Origin of the sequence: Streptomyces sp. NPDC001351, assembly GCF_042896045.1 — a bacterium.
Classification (GTDB): Bacteria; Actinomycetota; Actinomycetes; order Streptomycetales; family Streptomycetaceae; genus Streptomyces.
The window spans coordinates 59,995-76,650 of record NZ_JBIAWS010000003.1 but is presented as its reverse complement, the minus strand read 5'-3'; the positions used below and the strand labels follow the sequence as shown (position 1 = coordinate 76,650).

Genomic DNA, 16,656 nt, shown 5'->3' with positions numbered 1-16,656 from the left:
GTGAGGCGCGGAAGCGTCAGATGTGGGTGGGTGGCGGAGCGGTGGAGCCCCGGACCACCAGCTGGGTGGCCAGCTCCACGCGGTGGCTGTCCAGGGGTTCGCCGGCGGCGAGGCGGAGCAGCGTGCGCAGGGCGGCCCGGCCGATCTCGGCGAACGGCTGCCGCACGGTGGTCAGGGGAGGGGCCGAGGTGCCTGCGGCGGCGGTGTCGTCGAAGCCGACGACACTCACGTCGTCCGGCACCCGCAGGCCGTTGACCCGGGCGGCCTCGATGACGCCGAAGGCCTCCAGATCGTTGCCGGCGAAGACCGCGGTGGGCGGCTCGTCGAGGGCGAAGAGTTCCAGGGCGGCCTGGTAGGCGGGTTCGAACCGGAACGCCCCCCGCTTGATGAGCCCGGGGTCGGGCGTGACGCCGGCACCGCTGAGCGCGGCCTGATAGCCGTGCAGACGGGCCGTGTTGCAGACGGCGTCGTGCCGGCCCTCGATCATCGCGATCCGGCGGTGGCCGAGCTTCAGCAGGTGCTCGGTGGCCGCCATGCCGCCGCTGAAGTTCGTCGCACCGATGCTCGGCACGCTCTCGTCCGGCACGTTCATCGGGTCGATGAGCACGAGCGGGATGCCGTGCTGGGCGAACTGCGCCCGCTGCTGGGCGGTCAGTTCGGACGTCACCAGGATCACGCCCTCCCGGCCCGCGCCCGCGATCTTCCGGGCCCAGGCCGCACCGAGCGGATCCTGCGGCGCCGTACCGATGACGACGTCGACCCCGGCCTCGGCCGCGGCCTCCGTGACACCCTGTGTGATCACCAGGTTGTTGGGGTTGACCAGCTCGTCGAAGGTCAGGTCGACGGTGCGCACCGGTGACTGCGCGCCGCCGGGACCGCGCGCCACGTAGTCGTGCTCCACCAGCAGCCGCTCGATGCGCGCCCGGGTCTCGGGCGAGACGTCGCTGCGGCCGTTGACCACCTTGGAGACGGTGGCCACGGAGACCCCGGCCGCCTCGGCGATACCGGTCAGTGTCGTCCGCTCGACGGCTCTCTTCGCCATGCTGGTCCTTTCGCTGGTTTACGGGGACGGTAGCGCAAGCTTTCGCAAGGTTCCAGGGGTATCAGCCACGTAAATTATTCGCGCGCGACCCCTTGACCCGTAGCAATGGCGGACCTAATTTGTCGGCCAGAAAACGCAGAGGTTTCGAAAACTTTCGAGCCGGGTCGCACTTCATCGCATCCGACGCAGCCGACGAGCCGTCCAGCGCGATCGAACCTCTGAAGAGCCGAAGGAGCTCACGATGACCTCGAGAATGCCCTCCCGCGCCCTCATCACCGCCTCGGCGGCCGCGCTCAGCCTCGCCCTCGCCGCCTGCGGCAGCAGCGGGCGCACCGCCGGCGGTGCCGGCGGAGACGGAACGCCGGCCTGGGCGCTCACCCAGGGCTCGGAGGCCACCTTCCGGGCCTCGGCCACCCAGTGGAACAAGGACCGGCCGGACAGCAGGATCGCCTACCAGTTCTTCCAGAACGACCCCTACAAGCAGAAGCTGCGCACCGCCGTGGGCGCCGGCAACGGACCCGTCCTGTTCGAGAACTGGGGCGGCGGCGGGCTGAAGAGCTACGTCGACGCGGGGAAGGTCGCCGACCTCACCGCCGATCTCGACGCCAGCCCCGCCTGGAAGAACCGCATCTTCCCCTCGGTGCTCAAGTCCGCGACCTTCGGCGGCAAGGTCTACGGGGTTCCCGTCAACGGCGTACAGCCCGTGGTCCTTTACTACAACAAGGAGTTGCTCCAGAAGGCGGGCGCCCAGCCGCCGAAGACCTGGGACGACCTGCTCGCCCTCGTGAGGAAGCTCAAGGCCCAGGGCATCGCCCCGATATCCATGGGCGGCGCGTCCAAGTGGCCGGACCTGATGTGGCTGGAGTACCTCGTCGACCGCGTCGGCGGGCCCGACACCTTCGCGAACATCGCCGCCGGAAAGAAGGGCGCCTGGTCCGACCCGGCCGTCCTCCAGGCCACCCGGATGATCAAGCAGCTGGTCGACGCGGGCGGCTTCGCCAAGGGCTTCACCTCGGTCTCCGCCGACACCGGCCAGGCCGAGGCCCAGCTGTACACCGGCAAGGCCGCGATGCTCCTGCAGGGCAGCTGGGGCTACGGCTCCATCAACACCGGCTCGCCGAAGTTCGTCTCCGAGGGCCATCTGGGCTGGGCCGACTTCCCGTCCGTCACCGGCGGCAAGGGCGACGCGAGCAACATCGTCGGCAACCCGGCCAACTTCTTCTCCCTGTCCGCGCAGGCGAGCGCGAAGGAGCGGAAGGCTGCGGTGTCGTACCTCAAGGACGGCGTCTACAACGACGCCTACGTCGACAGCCTGCTCAAGAACGGTGACGTGCCGCCGGTGAAGGACCTCGACGCCAAGATCAAGGCATCGGCCAACGCGGACTGGTCCTCGTACGTCTACAACCTCACCCGCGACGCAAAGAGCTTCCAGCTCTCCTGGGACCAGGCGCTCAGCCCGGGACTCGGCGACGCCCTGCTCACCCACCTCGACCAGCTCTTCCTCGGTCAGCTCAGCCCCGAGCAGTTCTGCGCACAGATGGACAAGGCGGCGGCGAAGTGAGCACCGCCAAGGTCTCCGCCTCCGCCCGGCAGGGCGGCCCGCCCTTTCTCATGGCCCTGCCCGCCCTGCTGCTCTTCGCCCTCTTCGCGCTCGTACCGATGGCGATCGTCGTCTACCTCAGCTTCACCCGCTGGGACGGACTGGGCAGCCCGGCCTGGGCGGGCACCGACAACTGGCGTGAGGCGCTGACCAGTTCCGTGACCCGCCATGCACTGTGGCTCACCGCCAAGCTGATGGTCCTGTCCTGGGTGGTGCAGACGCCGCTCAGCCTCCTGCTGGGCGTCTTCGTCGCGGGCAAACAGCGCTACCGCGCCCTGTTCGCCGTCTTCTACTTCGTCCCGCTGCTGATCTCCACGGCCGCCATCGCCGTCATCTTCAAGGACCTGCTCGACCCCAACTTCGGCCTGGGCGCGGCCCTGAACCTGCCCCTGTTGAACCAGGACTGGCTGGGCGATCCCCAACTCGCCTTCTACACCGTGGTGTTCGTCATCGCCTGGCAGTTCGTGCCCTTCCACACGCTGCTCTACCAGGCCGGAGCCCGGCAGATCCCGGCCTCCCTGTACGAGGCGGCGTCGATCGACGGCGCGGGCCGGCTCGCCCAGTTCTGGCACATCACCCTGCCCCAACTGCGCTACACCGTCGTCACCTCGTCCACGCTGATGGTCGTCGGCTCCCTCACCTACTTCGACCTCGTCTTCGTCCTCACCGGCGGTGGCCCCGGCTACGCCACCCGCATCCTCCCGCTCGACATGTACATCACCGGCTTCCAGAGCAACGAGATGGGCCTCGCCAGCGCCATCTCCGTCGTACTCGTGGTGGCCGGCCTCCTCCTCTCCCTCGCCCTTCTCCGCTTCTCCGGCTTCAACCGGATGCGCAGCCAGCAGGCAGGTATGTGATGTCCGCGCTCTCCCAAGCCCCGACCACCGACTCCCCGGCCCGCCCGGCACCCATGACGGCGGGGACGCCCGGCCGCCTGTCCCGTCTGCGCCGCACCAACCCCCTCGGCGCGCTGGGCGGCCTGCTCTGGCTGGTGATCGTCCTCGTCCCGGTCTACTGGGTGCTCGTCACCAGCCTGCGCACCCGCGAGGGCTTCTTCGACGCCAACCCGCTCGCCCTGCCGACGAGCCCCACGCTGGCCAACTACCGCCTGGTCTGGGACAACGGCTTCGCCCACTACCTCCTCAACAGCGCCGTGGTCACCGTCGGCGCGACGCTGCTGACCCTCGCGGTGTCCTTCCTGGCCGCGTACGCCATCGTCCGTGGCACCGGCCGGGCCCTGCGCTGGGCGTTCAACGTCTTCCTGCTGGGCCTGGCCATCCCGCTGCAGGCCACGATCATCCCCGTGTACTACCTGATCGCCAAGGCGCAGATGTACGACACCCTGCTCGCGATCGTGCTGCCCTCGGCGGCGTTCGCCATCCCGCTCACGGTGATCATCCTGGTCAACTTCCTCCGGGACATCCCCGACGAGTTGTACGAGTCGATGCGCGCGGACGGCGCCGGGCACTGGCGCATGCTGCTGAACCTGGCACTCCCGCTGTCGCGCCCCGCCCTGATCACGGTCACGATCTACGACGCCCTGAACGTCTGGAACGGCTTCCTCTTCCCGCTGATCCTCACCCAGAGCCCCGACAAGCGGGTCCTGCCGCTGTTCGTGTGGAGCTTCCAGGGCGAGTTCACGATCAACATCCCCGCGATCCTGGCCGCCGTGGTCCTCTCCACACTGCCGATCCTCGCCCTCTACGTCCTCGGCCGCCGCCAGCTCATCGGCGGACTCACCGCGGGCTTCGGAAAATGAGAAACGAGAGGACGGCGGAATGATCGCCACCAGCAGCGTGTTGTCCACGGGCATGAGCGAAGCAGTGGTGGCGGGTGCGTACGGCGGCCCCGAGGTCTTGTCGGTGATCGAAGTGGCCGTTCCCGAGCCCGGGCCCGGCCAGGTGCGGGTCGCGGTCCGTGCCGCGGGTGTCAACCCCTTCGACCACAAGGTGTACAGCGGTGCCTTCGGAACCGATCCGGCAGCGCTGCCGATGCGGCTGGGCACCGAGGCCGCCGGTGTCGTGACCGCGGTGGGCGCCGAGGCGATCGGCCCGGCGGGCCCCGTACAGACCGGCGATGAGGTGATCGTCTATCGCGCGCCGGGCGCGTACGCCTCCGAACTCGTCGTCCCGGCGTCGTCAGTGCTACCGAAGCCGGCAGGACTGTCCTGGGAGCAGGCCGGTGGGCTGATGACCGCCGGAGTCACCGCCGTGCACACTCTTGAAGCGATCGGCGTGGGCAAGGGCGACACCGTGCTGATCCACGGCGCTGCCGGGGGAGTCGGCCTGGTGGCCGTGCAGATGGCGGTCGCGCGAGGCGCCACGGTTCTCGGAACGGCGAGCGAGGCCAAGCACGAGCTGCTGCGCGACCTGGGCGCGATCCCCCTCGCGTACGGGCCCGGTCTGGCCGACCGGGTACGTGCGGCGGCGTCCGACGGCGTCGACGCGGCGGCCGACCTGGTGGGCACCGACGAGGCGGTGGACGTCTCGGTGGACCTCGTGCCGAGCCTCTCCCGCATCGCCACCATCGCCGGCTTCGAGCGCGGCGCCCGCGCCGGCATCAAACTCCTCGGCGGCGTGCCCGGCGCGGACCCCGGTACGGAGGTCCGGGCCGCTGCCCGTCTGGAGCTCACCGCAGCGGCCGAAGCCGGGCGGCTGCGCATCCTGATCGCCGGCAGCCACCCGCTGCGCGAAGCCGCTGATGCCCATCGTCAGATCATGACCGGCCACGTCACCGGGAAGATCGTTCTGGTGCCGTAACGCCACGCGGAATGCATCCCCGTCGCGTCGGTTGCTGCCGGTGTGATGGGTTCGAGTTCGGTGATCAGTTCGTCGAGTTCGGTGGGGAGAGGGCTTCGAAGGGCGGGGTGGCGAGTTCGTCAGTGAGGGCTTCGATGCGGTGTTTGACCTCGCGGCCGGCTCGGTGAAGTGGTCCTCGGCCTTGGTGGTCAGGTCGGCGGCGCGCACCAGGCCGGGGGAGTGGGTCAGCCTGTCGCCGAGGACGCGTCGTAGGGAGGCCGCGGCGGAGACCCTCCATCCCTGGAGGTGACCGGACAGGTCAGTTGACCCCCTCCCAGTTGAAGCAGGGGGCTTCCTGGCTCAGGCAGCCCCCTCGGCTGACGTGACGCGATGCCGTCGGCTCAACCGGCCGTCAGAGCGCGACGATCTGCCAGTCCTGGTTGGCTCCGCCGGCGGTCGGCCACTGGATGACGTCGGCGCCGTCCGACGTGGACGCGTTGGCGACGTCGGCGCACCAGCCGGTGCGGACGTTCACGAGTCGGTAGTAGCCGCTGGTGGTGGAGGGGACCAGCTTCCACCACTGGTTGTCGCTGCCGGAGTCGGTCCACTGGTCGAGGTTGGCGCCCCGGGCGGAGCCGCCGGGGCTGTCGAGGACCTTGCCGCTCTTGACGTTGGACAGCCGGTAGGAGCCGTCGGTGTCGGGCAGCAGTTTCCACTGCTGGTTGGCGCCGCCGGTCCAGGGCCACTGGATGACCAGGGCGCCGTCGGCGGTCGAGGCGTCCTTGACGTCCATCACCTTGCCGCTGTTGCGGTTGATGAGCTTGACGGTGCCCAGGTCCGCGGTGAACGGCCGGTCGTAGACCTCCAGGCTGCGGATGGACGCCCACACAGCGGTGGGCAGGCCGGTGACCTTGACCCGGACGTAGCGCGCCTGGGCGCGGAAGAGGGCGACCTGGACCTGGCTGGTGCTGGTGGTGGCGGTGAGGTCGGCCAGCGTGGTCCAGGTGGCGTTGTCGGTGGAACCCTCGACCCGGTAGCGGTAGTTGGCGCCGTCCTTCTCCCAGGCGATGCGGGTTCCGGTCAGGGAGCGGGTGGAGCCGAGGTCGACCTTGAGCCAGTGGCCGGTGCTGCCGTCGTTGGCACACCAGCGGGTGGAGGTGGACCCGTCGACGGCGTTCGACGCGGTGTTGCCCTTGGACGTCTCCTCGCTGTCGGCGGTGGCGGTCCTGCCGGAGGCGATGTCGGCCGGTTGCACGGAGCGGTCCAGCGTGACGCCGACGACGCTGTCCTCGGGGTGGGTGGTGCGGTCGATGCCGGTGATGGCGACCCGGCCGTCACCGCCGACGGAGAAGGACAGACTGGTGCCGGAGCGTACGTCGAACACGCGGGTGAACTGGGCGTCCCCGATCGACTGGGAGGTGAAGGAAGTGCCGCTGTAGCCGGGCAGCAGGTGGACGTAGAAGGTGTTGTCCTTGTACGTGTAGCCGTACTGGCCGTCCACGGGGTCCCACGGGCCGCCGCGGGTGGAGTAGACGGACTGGCCGCAGGCGCTCAGGAACGCCCCGATCCGGCGCAGCAGGTCCGCCTGGCCGGAGGGGACGGTGCCGTGCCGGTCCGGGCCCACGTTGACCATGACCGTCATGTTGCGGACCCAGGCGTTCACCAGGATGTTCATGGCGGTGCCATAACTCATCACCTGGCCGTCGGAGTTGTAGCCCCAGCTGCTGCCCACGCTGAAGACCTTCTCGCTGACCTTGCCGGTGCGGATCGCCCCGGACGGCACGGAGGAGCCCTCCTCGCTGGTGTAGTCGCCGATCCAGCCGGAGCGTGAGGTGGCGACGATGTTCGGCTGGTGCTTGCGGACCATGCCCATCAGGCCCAGCGGGTTGCCGGCCGGGTCGGTCTCACCGTAGGTGGAGTCCACCGGCCACTGGTTGGCCGGATCGCGTAACTGGCCGGGCTCCCAGAAGAACGCGCCGTCCGCGTCGGTGCCCTGCTCCGCGATCCAGCCGCCGTCCCACCACAGGTCGTCGATCACGCCGTACTGGGTGACCAGCTCCTTGACCGACTCGTACACCTCGGTCTTCATGATCCGCGCGTTCTCCTTGTGCGCCGGATCGGTGGTGTAACCCCACGGGTTCGTCGCGCAGTCGGTGCCGGTGACGTCGTAGTAGCCCGGGTAGCGCCAGTCGATGGGGGAGTAGTACAGGCCCACCTTCAGTCCCGCCGCCCGCACCGCCGCCACATAGTCCTTGACGAAGTCACGGCTCAGCGGCGCCTGTCCGGAGCTCCAGGCGTTGGGGTGGTTCAGCGGCCACAGCGCGAAACCGTCGTGGTGACGGGTCGTCAGGGTCACGTACTTCGCCCCGAAGTCCTTGGCCAACTGCGCCCAGGCCGTGGGGTCGTAGGCGTCCGCCGTGAACTGCTCACTCGTCGCGTCGGTGACGTACTTCCGGTAGTTCGCCGGTGTGATCGGGGCGTTGTGCATCCACCACTCGCCCTTGGCGGGCCCCGAGTAGACACCCCAGTGGATGAACATCCCCAGCTTGGCGTCCTGCAGCCACTGCACCTTGGAATCCGGCTGCTGCTCGAGGCCCATGTCGGTCTTCGGGATCCGCAGGGGAGGCAGCGGCAGCGGGTTGGCGGCCGCGGCGAACGCGGGGGGCGCCATCACGGTCGGGCCCACGACGGCGGCCACGGTCGCCGCCGCCGTTCCGGCGAGTACCGAACGACGTGAGAGAGCTCTGGGCACGGTTGTTTCCTCCTGCTCGCTGGTGTTCGGAGCGCTTCGGCGTCGGGGACCTGGGCAGCCAACGGTGCCCACGGAAGACATCGGATGCATTAAGGGTGATCGGCGAGGCCGTTGTCCAGAGGTGGGAAGAAGTTTCCTTATCGCGAATGGAGTTGTGGGGGGCGATCCGGAAAGCGCGGACGCAGTCATTGGATGACTAGTGGTGTTCCGCCCAGGCGCCTCCGCCGTCGTTCACCGCGTGGCGGTCACCGATGGCAGGGCGGAGTGCCCGGTGAGGTTCTCGGGCCGCAGGATCACGTCCAGTTGCTCGGCGGTGAGCAGACCGGCCTCGGCGGCGAGGTCCTTGACCAGGCGGCCGGTGGCCAGGGCCCGGCGGGCCAGCGTCGTGCTCGCGGCGTAGCCGATGTGCGGGGCGAGTGCGGTGACCAGGCCGACCGAGCGGTGGACCGTGTCGTGGAGGTGGGCGCGGTTGGCGGTGATGCCGGGGATGCAGCGGGTGGCCAGTGTGTCGCCGGCCGCGCGCAGGTGGGTCAGGGAGCGCATCAGACTGTAGGCGATGACGGGTTCGAAGGCGTTGAGCTGGAGCTGTCCTGCCTCGGCAGCCATGGTGACGGTCAGATCGTTGCCGATGACCTCGAAGGCGACCTGGTTGACGACTTCGGGAATCACCGGATTGACCTTGCCGGGCATGATCGACGAACCCGCCTGCACCGGCGGCAGGTTGATCTCGCCGAGTCCGGCCGTGGGGCCGGAGGAGATCAGGCGCAGGTCGTTGCAGGTCTTGGAGAGCTTCACGGCCACGCGCTTGAGGACGCCGGACAGCTGGACGAAGGCACCGCAGTCCTGGGTGGCTTCGATGAAGTCGCCTGCGGGCCGGACGGGTTCACCACTGATCTCGGCGAGGTACGCGCAGGCGAGTTCGGCGTAGCGGGGGTGGCCGTTGATTCCGGTGCCGATGGCGGTACCGCCGAGGTTGGACTCCAGCAGCAGGGTGGCGGCCTCGCTCAGGCGCCGGCGATCCTCCTCGATCATGACGGCGTACGTGGTGAACTCCTGGCCCAGCGTCATGGGCACGGCGTCCTGGAGTTGCGTACGACCGATCTTCAGTACGTCGCTGAACTCCGCCGCCTTCTCGGCGAACGCCGTGGCCAGTGCTCCCAGCGAATCGCCGAGCCGGCGCAGTGAGGTGACCAGGGCCAGCCGTACGGCGGTGGGGTAGACGTCGTTGGTGCTCTGGCCGAGGTTGACGTGGTCGAGCGGATGGACCATCTCGTAGAACCCCCGGGGATGTCCCAGGTGCTCCAGGGCCCGGTTGGCGATGACCTCGTTGGCGTTCATGTTCGTGGAGGTGCCGGCCCCTCCCTGGATCGGGTCGACGACGAACTGCTCGTGCAGGTGCCCGGCGCGGATCTCCTCGCAGGCGTCGACGATTGCCTCGGCGATGTCCGGCGGCAGCAGACCCAGGTCGCGGTTGGCCCGGGCGGCCGCCTGCTTGACCGCGGCCAGTGCGGTGATCAGGTCCGGGAACTGGGCGATGGTCGCTCCAGTGATCGCGAAGTTTTCCACGGCCCGCACGGTGTGCACGCCGTAGTAGGCGTCGGCAGGAATCTTCTTGTCTCCGACCAGGTCGTGCTCGATGCGTACGGCCATCCGCTGCTCCTCGTGTTGCGGGCCCCTTGACAGGCGGCCATGTCCGGCCTCAGTGTTGCCGACCAACACGCAGAACGCAATATATTGCATATGACAGGAGTGGCCCATGGACACCGCACCCCGCCGTCCCGCCGATGCGGACACCCCACCAACCCGGCCCTCGGGATTCCTGCGGCGACGCATGAACGTGCCGATCGGCATCCAGTCGCTCATCGCCGTCGGTCTCGGCGCCCTGATCGGATCCCTCGCCCCGGCCGCCGGCGAGCAGATGAAGATTCTCGGAGACGTGTTTCTGAACCTGGTGCAGGTCGTCGTCCTGCCCCTGGTCTTCCCGCTCATCGTGCTGGGCATCGCCCGCATGAAGTCGGTCAAGAAGGTCGGCAGGATCGCCGGAAAGGCCATCCTCTACTTCGAGCTCGTCACCACCGTGATCCTGCTGATCGCGGTGGGTCTGGCCAAGGTCACGGGCATCGGCGAGGGCGCCCCCGTCCACGGCGCCGACGCCAAGGACCTGGACGGTCTGAGCCAGGGCATCGACTTCCACGAGCTGGTCCTGCACGCCGTACCGAAGAACATCTTCGCCGCGTTCGGCGAGGGCAATCTGCTCGGCGCGATCGTCTTCGCTGTCCTCGTCGGCATCGCCATGGCCGCGATCGGGGAGAAGTCCGAGCCCTTCGCCGCCGTCCTGGAGTCGGTCGCCGCGGTGATGTTCAAGGTCGTCGGCTATGTCATCCGCATCGCGCCGCTGGGCGTGCTCGGCTTCATCTCCTACGACGTCGCGTACTACGGTTTCGGTAACCTGCGCAGCCTGCTGGGCTTCATCGCGGTGGTCTACGCGGGCCTGGCCATCGTCATCGGCGCGCTCTTCCCGCTCATTGCCGCGATCTACCGCATCCGCTACGTCGAACTGCTCAAGTCCATCGCGGGACTGGTCGGGATCGCCTTCGTCACGCGCAGTTCGGAGGCCGTACTGGCGCCCCTCATGGGCAAGTTGGAGGAGTTCGGCGTCAGCCGCTCCACGACCTCCTTCGTCGTCCCCCTCGGCTACTCCTTCAACACCGACGGCTCCGTCCTCTACCAGGCCGCCGCGCTGGTCTTCCTGGCCAACGCCTACGGTGCCGACACCTCCCTGCCTGCCCTGCTGCTCATGGTCGGCGTGTTGGTGATCCTCTCCAAGGGCATGGCGGGCGTCGCCTCCGCCTCCATCGTGGTCCTCATCGCCGCCGGCAACTCCATCGGCCTGCCCCCCGAAGGCATCGCCCTGCTCCTCGGCGTCGACTTCATCGTCGACATGGCCCGCACAGGCGTGAACGTCGTCGGCAACTCCCTTGCCGCCGCCGTCGTCGACAGCTCCGAGAAGCGGCGCGCAGCCAAACGGGCCAGTGGTGAAACCGTCCACACCCCGGCCGAGCCCGAGACCCCGTCCCTGCACAAGGAACCCGCACAGTGAGCGCCCCCACCACGGAGATCATCGGCATCCTCGGCGGCATGGGCCCGGCCGCCACCGCCGACTTCTACGCCAAGCTCGTCGCGACGACCCCTGGCGCCGACGACCAGGACCATCTGCGCACGGTCATCTGGTCCGACCCCACCATCCCGGACCGCACCCAGGCCCTGCTCGGTGACGGACCCGACCCCACCCCGTGGCTGCTCGACGGCAGCCGCGTGCTGCGCGAGGCGGGAGCCACGGTCATCGCCATCCCCTGCAACACCGCGCACGCCTTCGTCCCCCGCATCGCCGACCACGTCGGCCTGCCCATCGTCCACATGATCGGTGAAGTCGCCCGGTACCTCGGTGCCATGGTCCCGCGCCTCCGCACCGCCGGACTGCTCGCCACCACCGGCACCGTCCGCGCGGGCCTGTACCAGGACTGGCTGGACCGCTTCGGCATCCGCCTCGTCCTGCCCGACGACGCCGGCCAGGACGAAGAGGTCATGACCGCCATCCGAGCCGTGAAATCCGGCGTCTGCGACGACGCGACGACCGCTCTGCTGGCCCGCGCCGCACAGCGCCTGGTCGAACAGGGCGCGCAGGCGGTGATCGCCGGCTGCACGGAGATTCCGCTGGGGCTTCCCCAGGACGCAGTGGACGTCCCGCTCATCGACCCGGCGGTGATCCTGGCCCGGGCCCTAGTCCGCCGGGCCGGGATGGCCGCCACCGGAGAGGCCCTCTAAGGCGATGTACTGTACGCAATATGTCACTCGACAGCCCCGTTTCCCGCCGCCTCCTCAGCGACGAGGTCTTCCATCGCCTGCGCGACTCCATCGTGCGCGGCGAACTCGCCCCCGGAGAGAAGGTCAAGGACGGTGAACTCGCCGAGCGCCTCGGCCTCAGCCGCACTCCCGTGCGCGAGGCGCTCGCCCGGCTCGCCGACATCGGCCTCGTCGAGGCCAAGCCCGGCGTCTATACGCGCATCACCACGCTCAACCGCCGTGACGTCGAAAAGACCCTCGCGGTCCTGCGCTCCCTCGACCAGCTCGCCGTCGAGACGGCCGTGCCCGTCTTGACGAAGCAGGACCTCGACACCATGCGCGAGGCCAACCGGGACTTCGAACGAGCCGTCACCGCCAATGACACCGCCGCCGCGCTCGCGGCCGACGACCGCTTCCACGCCGTACCGATCGGGGCGGCCGACAACCCCGTACTGAGCCGGATCGTCGAACAGCTGCACCCGCAGATCCACCGCATCCTGTACCGCAAGTTCTCCACACTGCTGGGCGGCCGCAACACCATCGAGCACCACGACCAGCTCGTCGAGATCTGCGCCACCGGCGACGCCCGTTCCGCCGCCGAACTCTCCGCACAGCACTGGTCCGAACTCGGCGGACACATCAACGAACTCTTCGACACCAATCAGTTGGTCGAGCCGACTGAGGGATGAGGGGACATCCCCAGCGGCTGGGGGACAGGCCGACTCCGGCAGTCGGTCACCTCGCGGAGGGGGCTCGAGGCGATTGCGGCAAGATCAAGGCCGGCCGATCCCCTGGAGGCGACGTGACATGGTCTGAACACGTGGTGGTGCGAGACGGCGTCCGGCTTGTCTGCCGGGACTGGGGCGGGCCCGGACAGCCCATCGTGTTGCTGCACGGCCTGGCCGGTCACGCGGGTGAATGGGACGTGCCGGCACGGAAGTTGAGCCCCGGACATCGGGTCGTCGCGGTCGACCAGCGCGGGCACGGCGCCAGCGAGCGCCACCCGCTGGACGTCTCCCGCGCCGCCTCCATCGACGACGTCGTCGCCGTTGTCGATCAGCTGGCGCTGCACCGGCCCGTCCTCGTCGGCCAGTCGCTGGGCGGGCACACCGCCATGCTCACCGCCGCGGCGCATCCCGCACTTGTCCGCGCGCTCGTGCTCGTCGAGGCCGGCTCCGGCGGCCCGAACCCGGACGGACCCGGAGACATCGGCGGATGGCTCGACTCGTGGCCGACACCGTTTCCCTCGCGCGAAGCGGCAGCCGCATTCTTCGGCGGCGGACCGCTGGGCGCAGGCTGGGCGGCCGGGCTGGAAGAACGCGACGGCGGATGGTGGCCTCGCTTCGACCGGGACGTGATGGTCCGCTCGCTGGCGGAGAACGCCCAGCGTCCCTTCTGGCACGAGTGGGGGCAGGTCGCGTGCCCCACCCTGGTCGTCCTGGCCCAATCAAGCTTCGTCCCCGCAGGGGAACTCGACGAAATGCTCCGGCAGCGACCCGCCACCATGGCCATGAGCATCCCCGGCACCGGCCACGACCTGCACCTGGAACAGCCTGGAATCCTGCACACCGTGCTCTCGGGCTTCCTCGAGGGTCTCGCCTGAAACCCCTACGCGGCCACGGCGAAGCGGGCTTTGTCGGTGTCCGCCGTCACGGCGCTCGGACGTGCCGATCGTGCTCGCGGTCGAGGACCTGTGCTCTTCGGCGTTGGTCGGCTGCGGTTGCTTCTGGGTTTCGGCCCAGGTCGCGATCAGGGTGCGGCTGTCAGCGCCGGGTGTACCGGGATGCGCGGTGCAGGTGGTGATGGAGACGTGCGGGTCGCCAGCCGCCAGTGACAAAGCGGTGCACAGGAGCTGCGTCTTTGTGAGCACTGCCCGAAGCCGCGGCCTGCGCCGTCCTACGGTCCGGCCATGGACACGAGCCGCAGCAGAGGAAGAACCGCGAAGGCCCTGCGCAGCACCGTGCTGGCGGTGCTGCTGACCAGCGGGGCGATCACCGTGGCCGCCCCTGACGCCCGGGGGGACGGCGCGCGGACCGAGACGCCCGTGGCGTCGACGAGTGCGGTCGCCGGAGTGAGTGAGTCGGTGGTGCGGGTGAAGATCCCAGGCCGATCACCGACAAGAACTTCCCGGCCACCAAGGGCAGTTCGCTGCGCCCGGGGCTGTTCGGCGTCGAGTACAAGGCCATCCCCGAGAGGCCGTACGGCCCGCTCTACACATGGCGCAATGACGACCGTGTCGGCGCCGCCGACGACCCGGGCCACCGGTCGGCCGACGGCACGCCGTTCACCAACGCGGGCAAGGAGGTCACCGACATCGGGGAGCCGGCCCGCAGCCTGGCCCAGCAGCCCCTGGACTTCACCGAGCAGTACATCTCGATGTGCCCACCGCGGCGCCGGTGCAGAACAACGGGCGGCCCGAGGTCGTCTCCAGCAACCTCGCCCGGTTTGCCGGGGAGACCAAGTAGCCGTTCCGGAACGTGAGTTGGGCCCGGGAGAGGGGCCTCCCGGGCCAGTCCTGCGTGGGCCGTCCGCTCAGATCTTGGTCGTGGCGAAGGCGGCCGCCGCGTCGGCGTCCGAGCTGTAGCCGAGGTGTGCGAGAACGTCGGTGCCGCCGTTCTCGCAGATGGGGTCGCCCTTGGCGCAGAAGTCGATGGTGCGGCTCTGGTAGGTGCCGGTGACGCTCTTGCCGAGGGCCCGGATCGGATTGCCGAACAGCAGCACCGCGGCGACCCTCGGTTCGAGTGTGGCCGGGATGGTGGCCACGATGGGGCTGCCGACCACCGCGCCGTCGCTGCTGATGCCGATGGAGTTGTCGACGACGTTCGCGCCCTGCGAATAGCCGACGAGAACGAAACGCTGATTCGGGCAGGCCGCCGCCTGGCTGTTGACGTGATTCACCAGGTCGGCATTTCCCTGCGCGGCCGAGGTGAGCGAAAGGTCCGCGGGGTAATTCACCCTGTAGCTGGTGAGGTTCTTGCCCGTCAGTTTCTTCTGCAGGGCGGAATACACCGGGTCGCCGACGATCGCGCCCAGCGTGCCCGGCTCGAACGTGCCGCGAGCCGCGACGACGTCGATGTCCGAGCAGGTGGCGGCCGATGCGGCAGGTGCCGAGACGGTGGCCACTCCGGCCGCCCCGCCGACCAATGAGAGCGCGGCGAGGCACAAGCGAATACGCATGGGGATCCTTTGGGGGTCGGGCGCGTTGCGCGCCTGCGGAAAAGGACGCCCCGAACGTATTCGCTTTTTCTGACTACGTGTTATGCATGGAAATTCAGAAATTCTATGGATTCTTGAGCTGAGGTGAGTCGGCGGAAATTGCCTGCACTGAGGTTTTCTCGACAATGCGCTGGTCGGCCCCGGACGGCACCCCGCTGTGGCTCTCCGACGCCGAACCCGGATCCACCCCCGACATCACCGCCGCCCGCATCCACGCCCTACCAACCCTCGGAGGGCGTTTCCTGCTCCCGCAGTTCCTCGGCGCGCAGAGCCAGGATGAGGTCCAGCCGTGTGCCGGGGTCGTGCAGGGCGTCCCCGAAGAGCTTCTCCAGCTGGCGCAGGCGGTAGCGGACCGTCTGCGGGTGGATGTGCAGGCGGGCCGCGACGTCGGGCACGTTGCTGCCGCTGAGCAGCCACGCCAACAGCGTCTCCGCGAGCCGGGGCCGCTGTCCCTCGGTGGCCGTGTCCAGCGGGGCGAGGACACGCGTCTCCAACCGGGCCAGCAGCGGCTCGTCCCCGTGCAGCAGCAGCGTCGAGAGGTGGTCGGCGCACCGCACCACGCCCTGCCGGGGCAGGATCCCGCGCCCCATCAGCCGCAGCGCCCGGGCGGCCCAACGCAGCGACTGCGCCGCCTCGGTGAGCGGCACCGTCGGGCCGATGGCCGCCGGGCGCCCGCGCAGCGCGAGAGTGAACGCGCGGCCGCCGAAGCGGCCCGAACCGTCCGGATCGGGCAGCAGCATCCGCGGCGGCCGCGAGCCCATGTCCACCAGCGCCCCGGCGGCCGCCAGCGGCCGCTCCTCCTCGCTCTGGTCAGCGGGGGCCGCGAGCACGACGACCGCGACCTGCCGGGGCACCGACCAGCGGGCGCCGTGCGCGAGATCCTGCACGGCCTCCAACGACACCGGCCCCTCCCCGAGCAGCAGCTCGAGCAGGCGCCTGCGCCGCCGCTCCAACTCGTCGGTGCTGCGCAGCCGGCCCTCCGCATAACCGGCGGCGGCCGCCTCGGCCACCTCGTGCACGGTCCGGAACGCCAGCTCGCCCAGCGCCGCCACCACCGCCGAATCGAGCCCCAGCTCCTCCGCCGTACGGCCCATCAGCCGCCAGGCGTGCATCCCCCCGATCCGCAGCGCGGACTGCAGGGCGTCCAGGCTGCGGTCCTCCAGAGCCACGCCGCGCCCGAGTTCGTAGTACGTCGAGGCGATCGCGTCGCTGCGGCCGCGCGGGTCGGCGATGTGGTCGACGAACAGGGTCAGCGCCTGCACCACCCCGGCCCGCAGGTTCCGGGCGTACATACCGTCCGGGGGCCCCGCGTACTCGGGAACCTGTCTGCGCACCTCGTCCTCGACCTGGTCGGCGACCGCCTCCAGCCGGGCACGCAGCAGCCCGGCGAGGTCGGACGGCACCGAGGGGAACGCCGGACCGGCCGGTTCGCCGTGCGGGGCGGGGACGGCCATCGCGGACCCTC

13 protein-coding genes and 1 pseudogene are annotated in these 16,656 nt (G+C 69.6%); 9 read left to right on the top strand and 5 right to left on the bottom strand.

The window, feature by feature from the left end:
- Positions 1–16: 16 nt before the first annotated feature.
- Positions 17–1,042: a LacI family DNA-binding transcriptional regulator gene (locus ACFY1U_RS10690; RefSeq protein WP_390693749.1), complete on the bottom strand. Its 1,026-nt coding sequence runs from the start codon at positions 1,040–1,042 to the stop codon at positions 17–19.
- 241 nt (positions 1,043–1,283) lie between these two features.
- Here ACFY1U_RS10690 and ACFY1U_RS10685 point away from each other — a divergent pair, with 241 nt between their 5' ends.
- From ACFY1U_RS10685 to ACFY1U_RS10670, 4 genes are all read left to right on the top strand, one after another.
- On the top strand, positions 1,284–2,603 hold the full coding sequence (locus ACFY1U_RS10685) for an extracellular solute-binding protein (RefSeq protein ID WP_390693748.1): 1,320 nt from the start codon (positions 1,284–1,286) through the stop codon (positions 2,601–2,603).
- A 50-nt stretch (positions 2,604–2,653) separates the two neighbouring features.
- Positions 2,654–3,499, top strand: a complete 846-nt coding sequence (locus ACFY1U_RS10680; RefSeq protein ID WP_390694502.1) for a carbohydrate ABC transporter permease — start codon at positions 2,654–2,656, stop codon at positions 3,497–3,499.
- The gene (locus ACFY1U_RS10675; RefSeq protein WP_390693747.1) at positions 3,499–4,401 is read left to right on the top strand and encodes a carbohydrate ABC transporter permease; all 903 of its coding nucleotides are present in this window, start codon (positions 3,499–3,501) and stop codon (positions 4,399–4,401) included. Before ACFY1U_RS10680 ends, ACFY1U_RS10675 begins: the two co-directional genes overlap by 1 nt.
- A 67-nt stretch (positions 4,402–4,468) precedes the next feature.
- Positions 4,469–5,401 carry a zinc-binding alcohol dehydrogenase family protein gene (locus tag ACFY1U_RS10670; protein WP_390694501.1) on the top strand — a complete coding sequence of 311 codons (933 nt, stop codon included), beginning with the start codon at positions 4,469–4,471 and terminating at the stop codon, positions 5,399–5,401.
- Between the two features lie 391 nt (positions 5,402–5,792).
- Here ACFY1U_RS10670 and ACFY1U_RS10665 read toward each other — a convergent pair whose 3' ends face one another.
- Both ACFY1U_RS10665 and ACFY1U_RS10660 read right to left on the bottom strand, forming a co-directional pair.
- Entirely contained in the window at positions 5,793–8,132 is a 2,340-nt protein-coding gene (locus tag ACFY1U_RS10665) for an alpha-L-fucosidase (protein ID WP_390693746.1), read from the bottom strand.
- A gap of 231 nt (positions 8,133–8,363) precedes the next feature.
- Positions 8,364–9,782: an aspartate ammonia-lyase gene (locus ACFY1U_RS10660; protein ID WP_390693745.1), complete on the bottom strand. Its 1,419-nt coding sequence runs from the start codon at positions 9,780–9,782 to the stop codon at positions 8,364–8,366.
- Positions 9,783–9,888: 106 nt separating this feature from the next.
- On the opposite strand from ACFY1U_RS10660, the gene ACFY1U_RS10655 reads away from it, so the two are divergent.
- The 5 genes and pseudogenes from ACFY1U_RS10655 to ACFY1U_RS10635 form a co-directional block, all read left to right on the top strand.
- Positions 9,889–11,232 carry a dicarboxylate/amino acid:cation symporter gene (locus ACFY1U_RS10655; RefSeq protein ID WP_390693743.1) on the top strand — a complete coding sequence of 448 codons (1,344 nt, stop codon included), beginning with the start codon at positions 9,889–9,891 and terminating at the stop codon, positions 11,230–11,232.
- Positions 11,229–11,957, top strand: a complete 729-nt coding sequence (locus ACFY1U_RS10650; protein WP_390693742.1) for an aspartate/glutamate racemase family protein — start codon at positions 11,229–11,231, stop codon at positions 11,955–11,957. The genes ACFY1U_RS10655 and ACFY1U_RS10650 overlap by 4 nt, the downstream gene beginning before the upstream one ends.
- A gap of 20 nt (positions 11,958–11,977) precedes the next feature.
- Positions 11,978–12,664: a GntR family transcriptional regulator gene (locus ACFY1U_RS10645; protein ID WP_390693741.1), complete on the top strand. Its 687-nt coding sequence runs from the start codon at positions 11,978–11,980 to the stop codon at positions 12,662–12,664.
- 113 nt (positions 12,665–12,777) lie between these two features.
- Positions 12,778–13,578 (top strand): alpha/beta fold hydrolase, encoded by an 801-nt coding sequence (locus tag ACFY1U_RS10640; protein WP_390693740.1) that lies wholly within the window; start codon positions 12,778–12,780, stop codon positions 13,576–13,578.
- A gap of 494 nt (positions 13,579–14,072) precedes the next feature.
- Positions 14,073–14,440, top strand: a pseudogene (locus ACFY1U_RS10635) (hypothetical protein); the annotation flags it as partial.
- 67 nt (positions 14,441–14,507) lie between these two features.
- On the opposite strand, the gene ACFY1U_RS10630 reads toward ACFY1U_RS10635, so the two are convergent.
- Positions 14,508–15,152 (bottom strand): cutinase family protein, encoded by a 645-nt coding sequence (locus ACFY1U_RS10630; protein ID WP_390693739.1) that lies wholly within the window; start codon positions 15,150–15,152, stop codon positions 14,508–14,510.
- A gap of 257 nt (positions 15,153–15,409) precedes the next feature.
- On the bottom strand, positions 15,410–16,645 hold the full coding sequence (locus tag ACFY1U_RS10625) for a PucR family transcriptional regulator (protein WP_390693738.1): 1,236 nt from the start codon (positions 16,643–16,645) through the stop codon (positions 15,410–15,412).
- Between the last annotated feature and the right edge of the window lie 11 nt (positions 16,646–16,656).

Excerpts from the sequence above, each read along its gene's own strand:
- ACFY1U_RS10630 (WP_390693739.1), bottom strand. The coding sequence starts at position 15,152 with ATGCGTATTCGCTTGTGCCTCGCCGCGCTCTCATTGGTCGGCGGGGCG.
- ACFY1U_RS10680 (WP_390694502.1), top strand. The coding sequence starts at position 2,654 with ATGGCCCTGCCCGCCCTGCTGCTCTTCGCCCTCTTCGCGCTCGTACCG.
- ACFY1U_RS10645 (WP_390693741.1), top strand. The coding sequence starts at position 11,978 with ATGTCACTCGACAGCCCCGTTTCCCGCCGCCTCCTCAGCGACGAGGTC.
- ACFY1U_RS10660 (WP_390693745.1), bottom strand. The coding sequence starts at position 9,782 with ATGGCCGTACGCATCGAGCACGACCTGGTCGGAGACAAGAAGATTCCT.
- ACFY1U_RS10625 (WP_390693738.1), bottom strand. The coding sequence starts at position 16,645 with ATGGCCGTCCCCGCCCCGCACGGCGAACCGGCCGGTCCGGCGTTCCCC.
- ACFY1U_RS10655 (WP_390693743.1), top strand. The coding sequence starts at position 9,889 with ATGGACACCGCACCCCGCCGTCCCGCCGATGCGGACACCCCACCAACC.
- ACFY1U_RS10675 (WP_390693747.1), top strand. The coding sequence starts at position 3,499 with ATGTCCGCGCTCTCCCAAGCCCCGACCACCGACTCCCCGGCCCGCCCG.
- ACFY1U_RS10690 (WP_390693749.1), bottom strand. The coding sequence starts at position 1,042 with ATGGCGAAGAGAGCCGTCGAGCGGACGACACTGACCGGTATCGCCGAG.
- ACFY1U_RS10685 (WP_390693748.1), top strand. The coding sequence starts at position 1,284 with ATGACCTCGAGAATGCCCTCCCGCGCCCTCATCACCGCCTCGGCGGCC.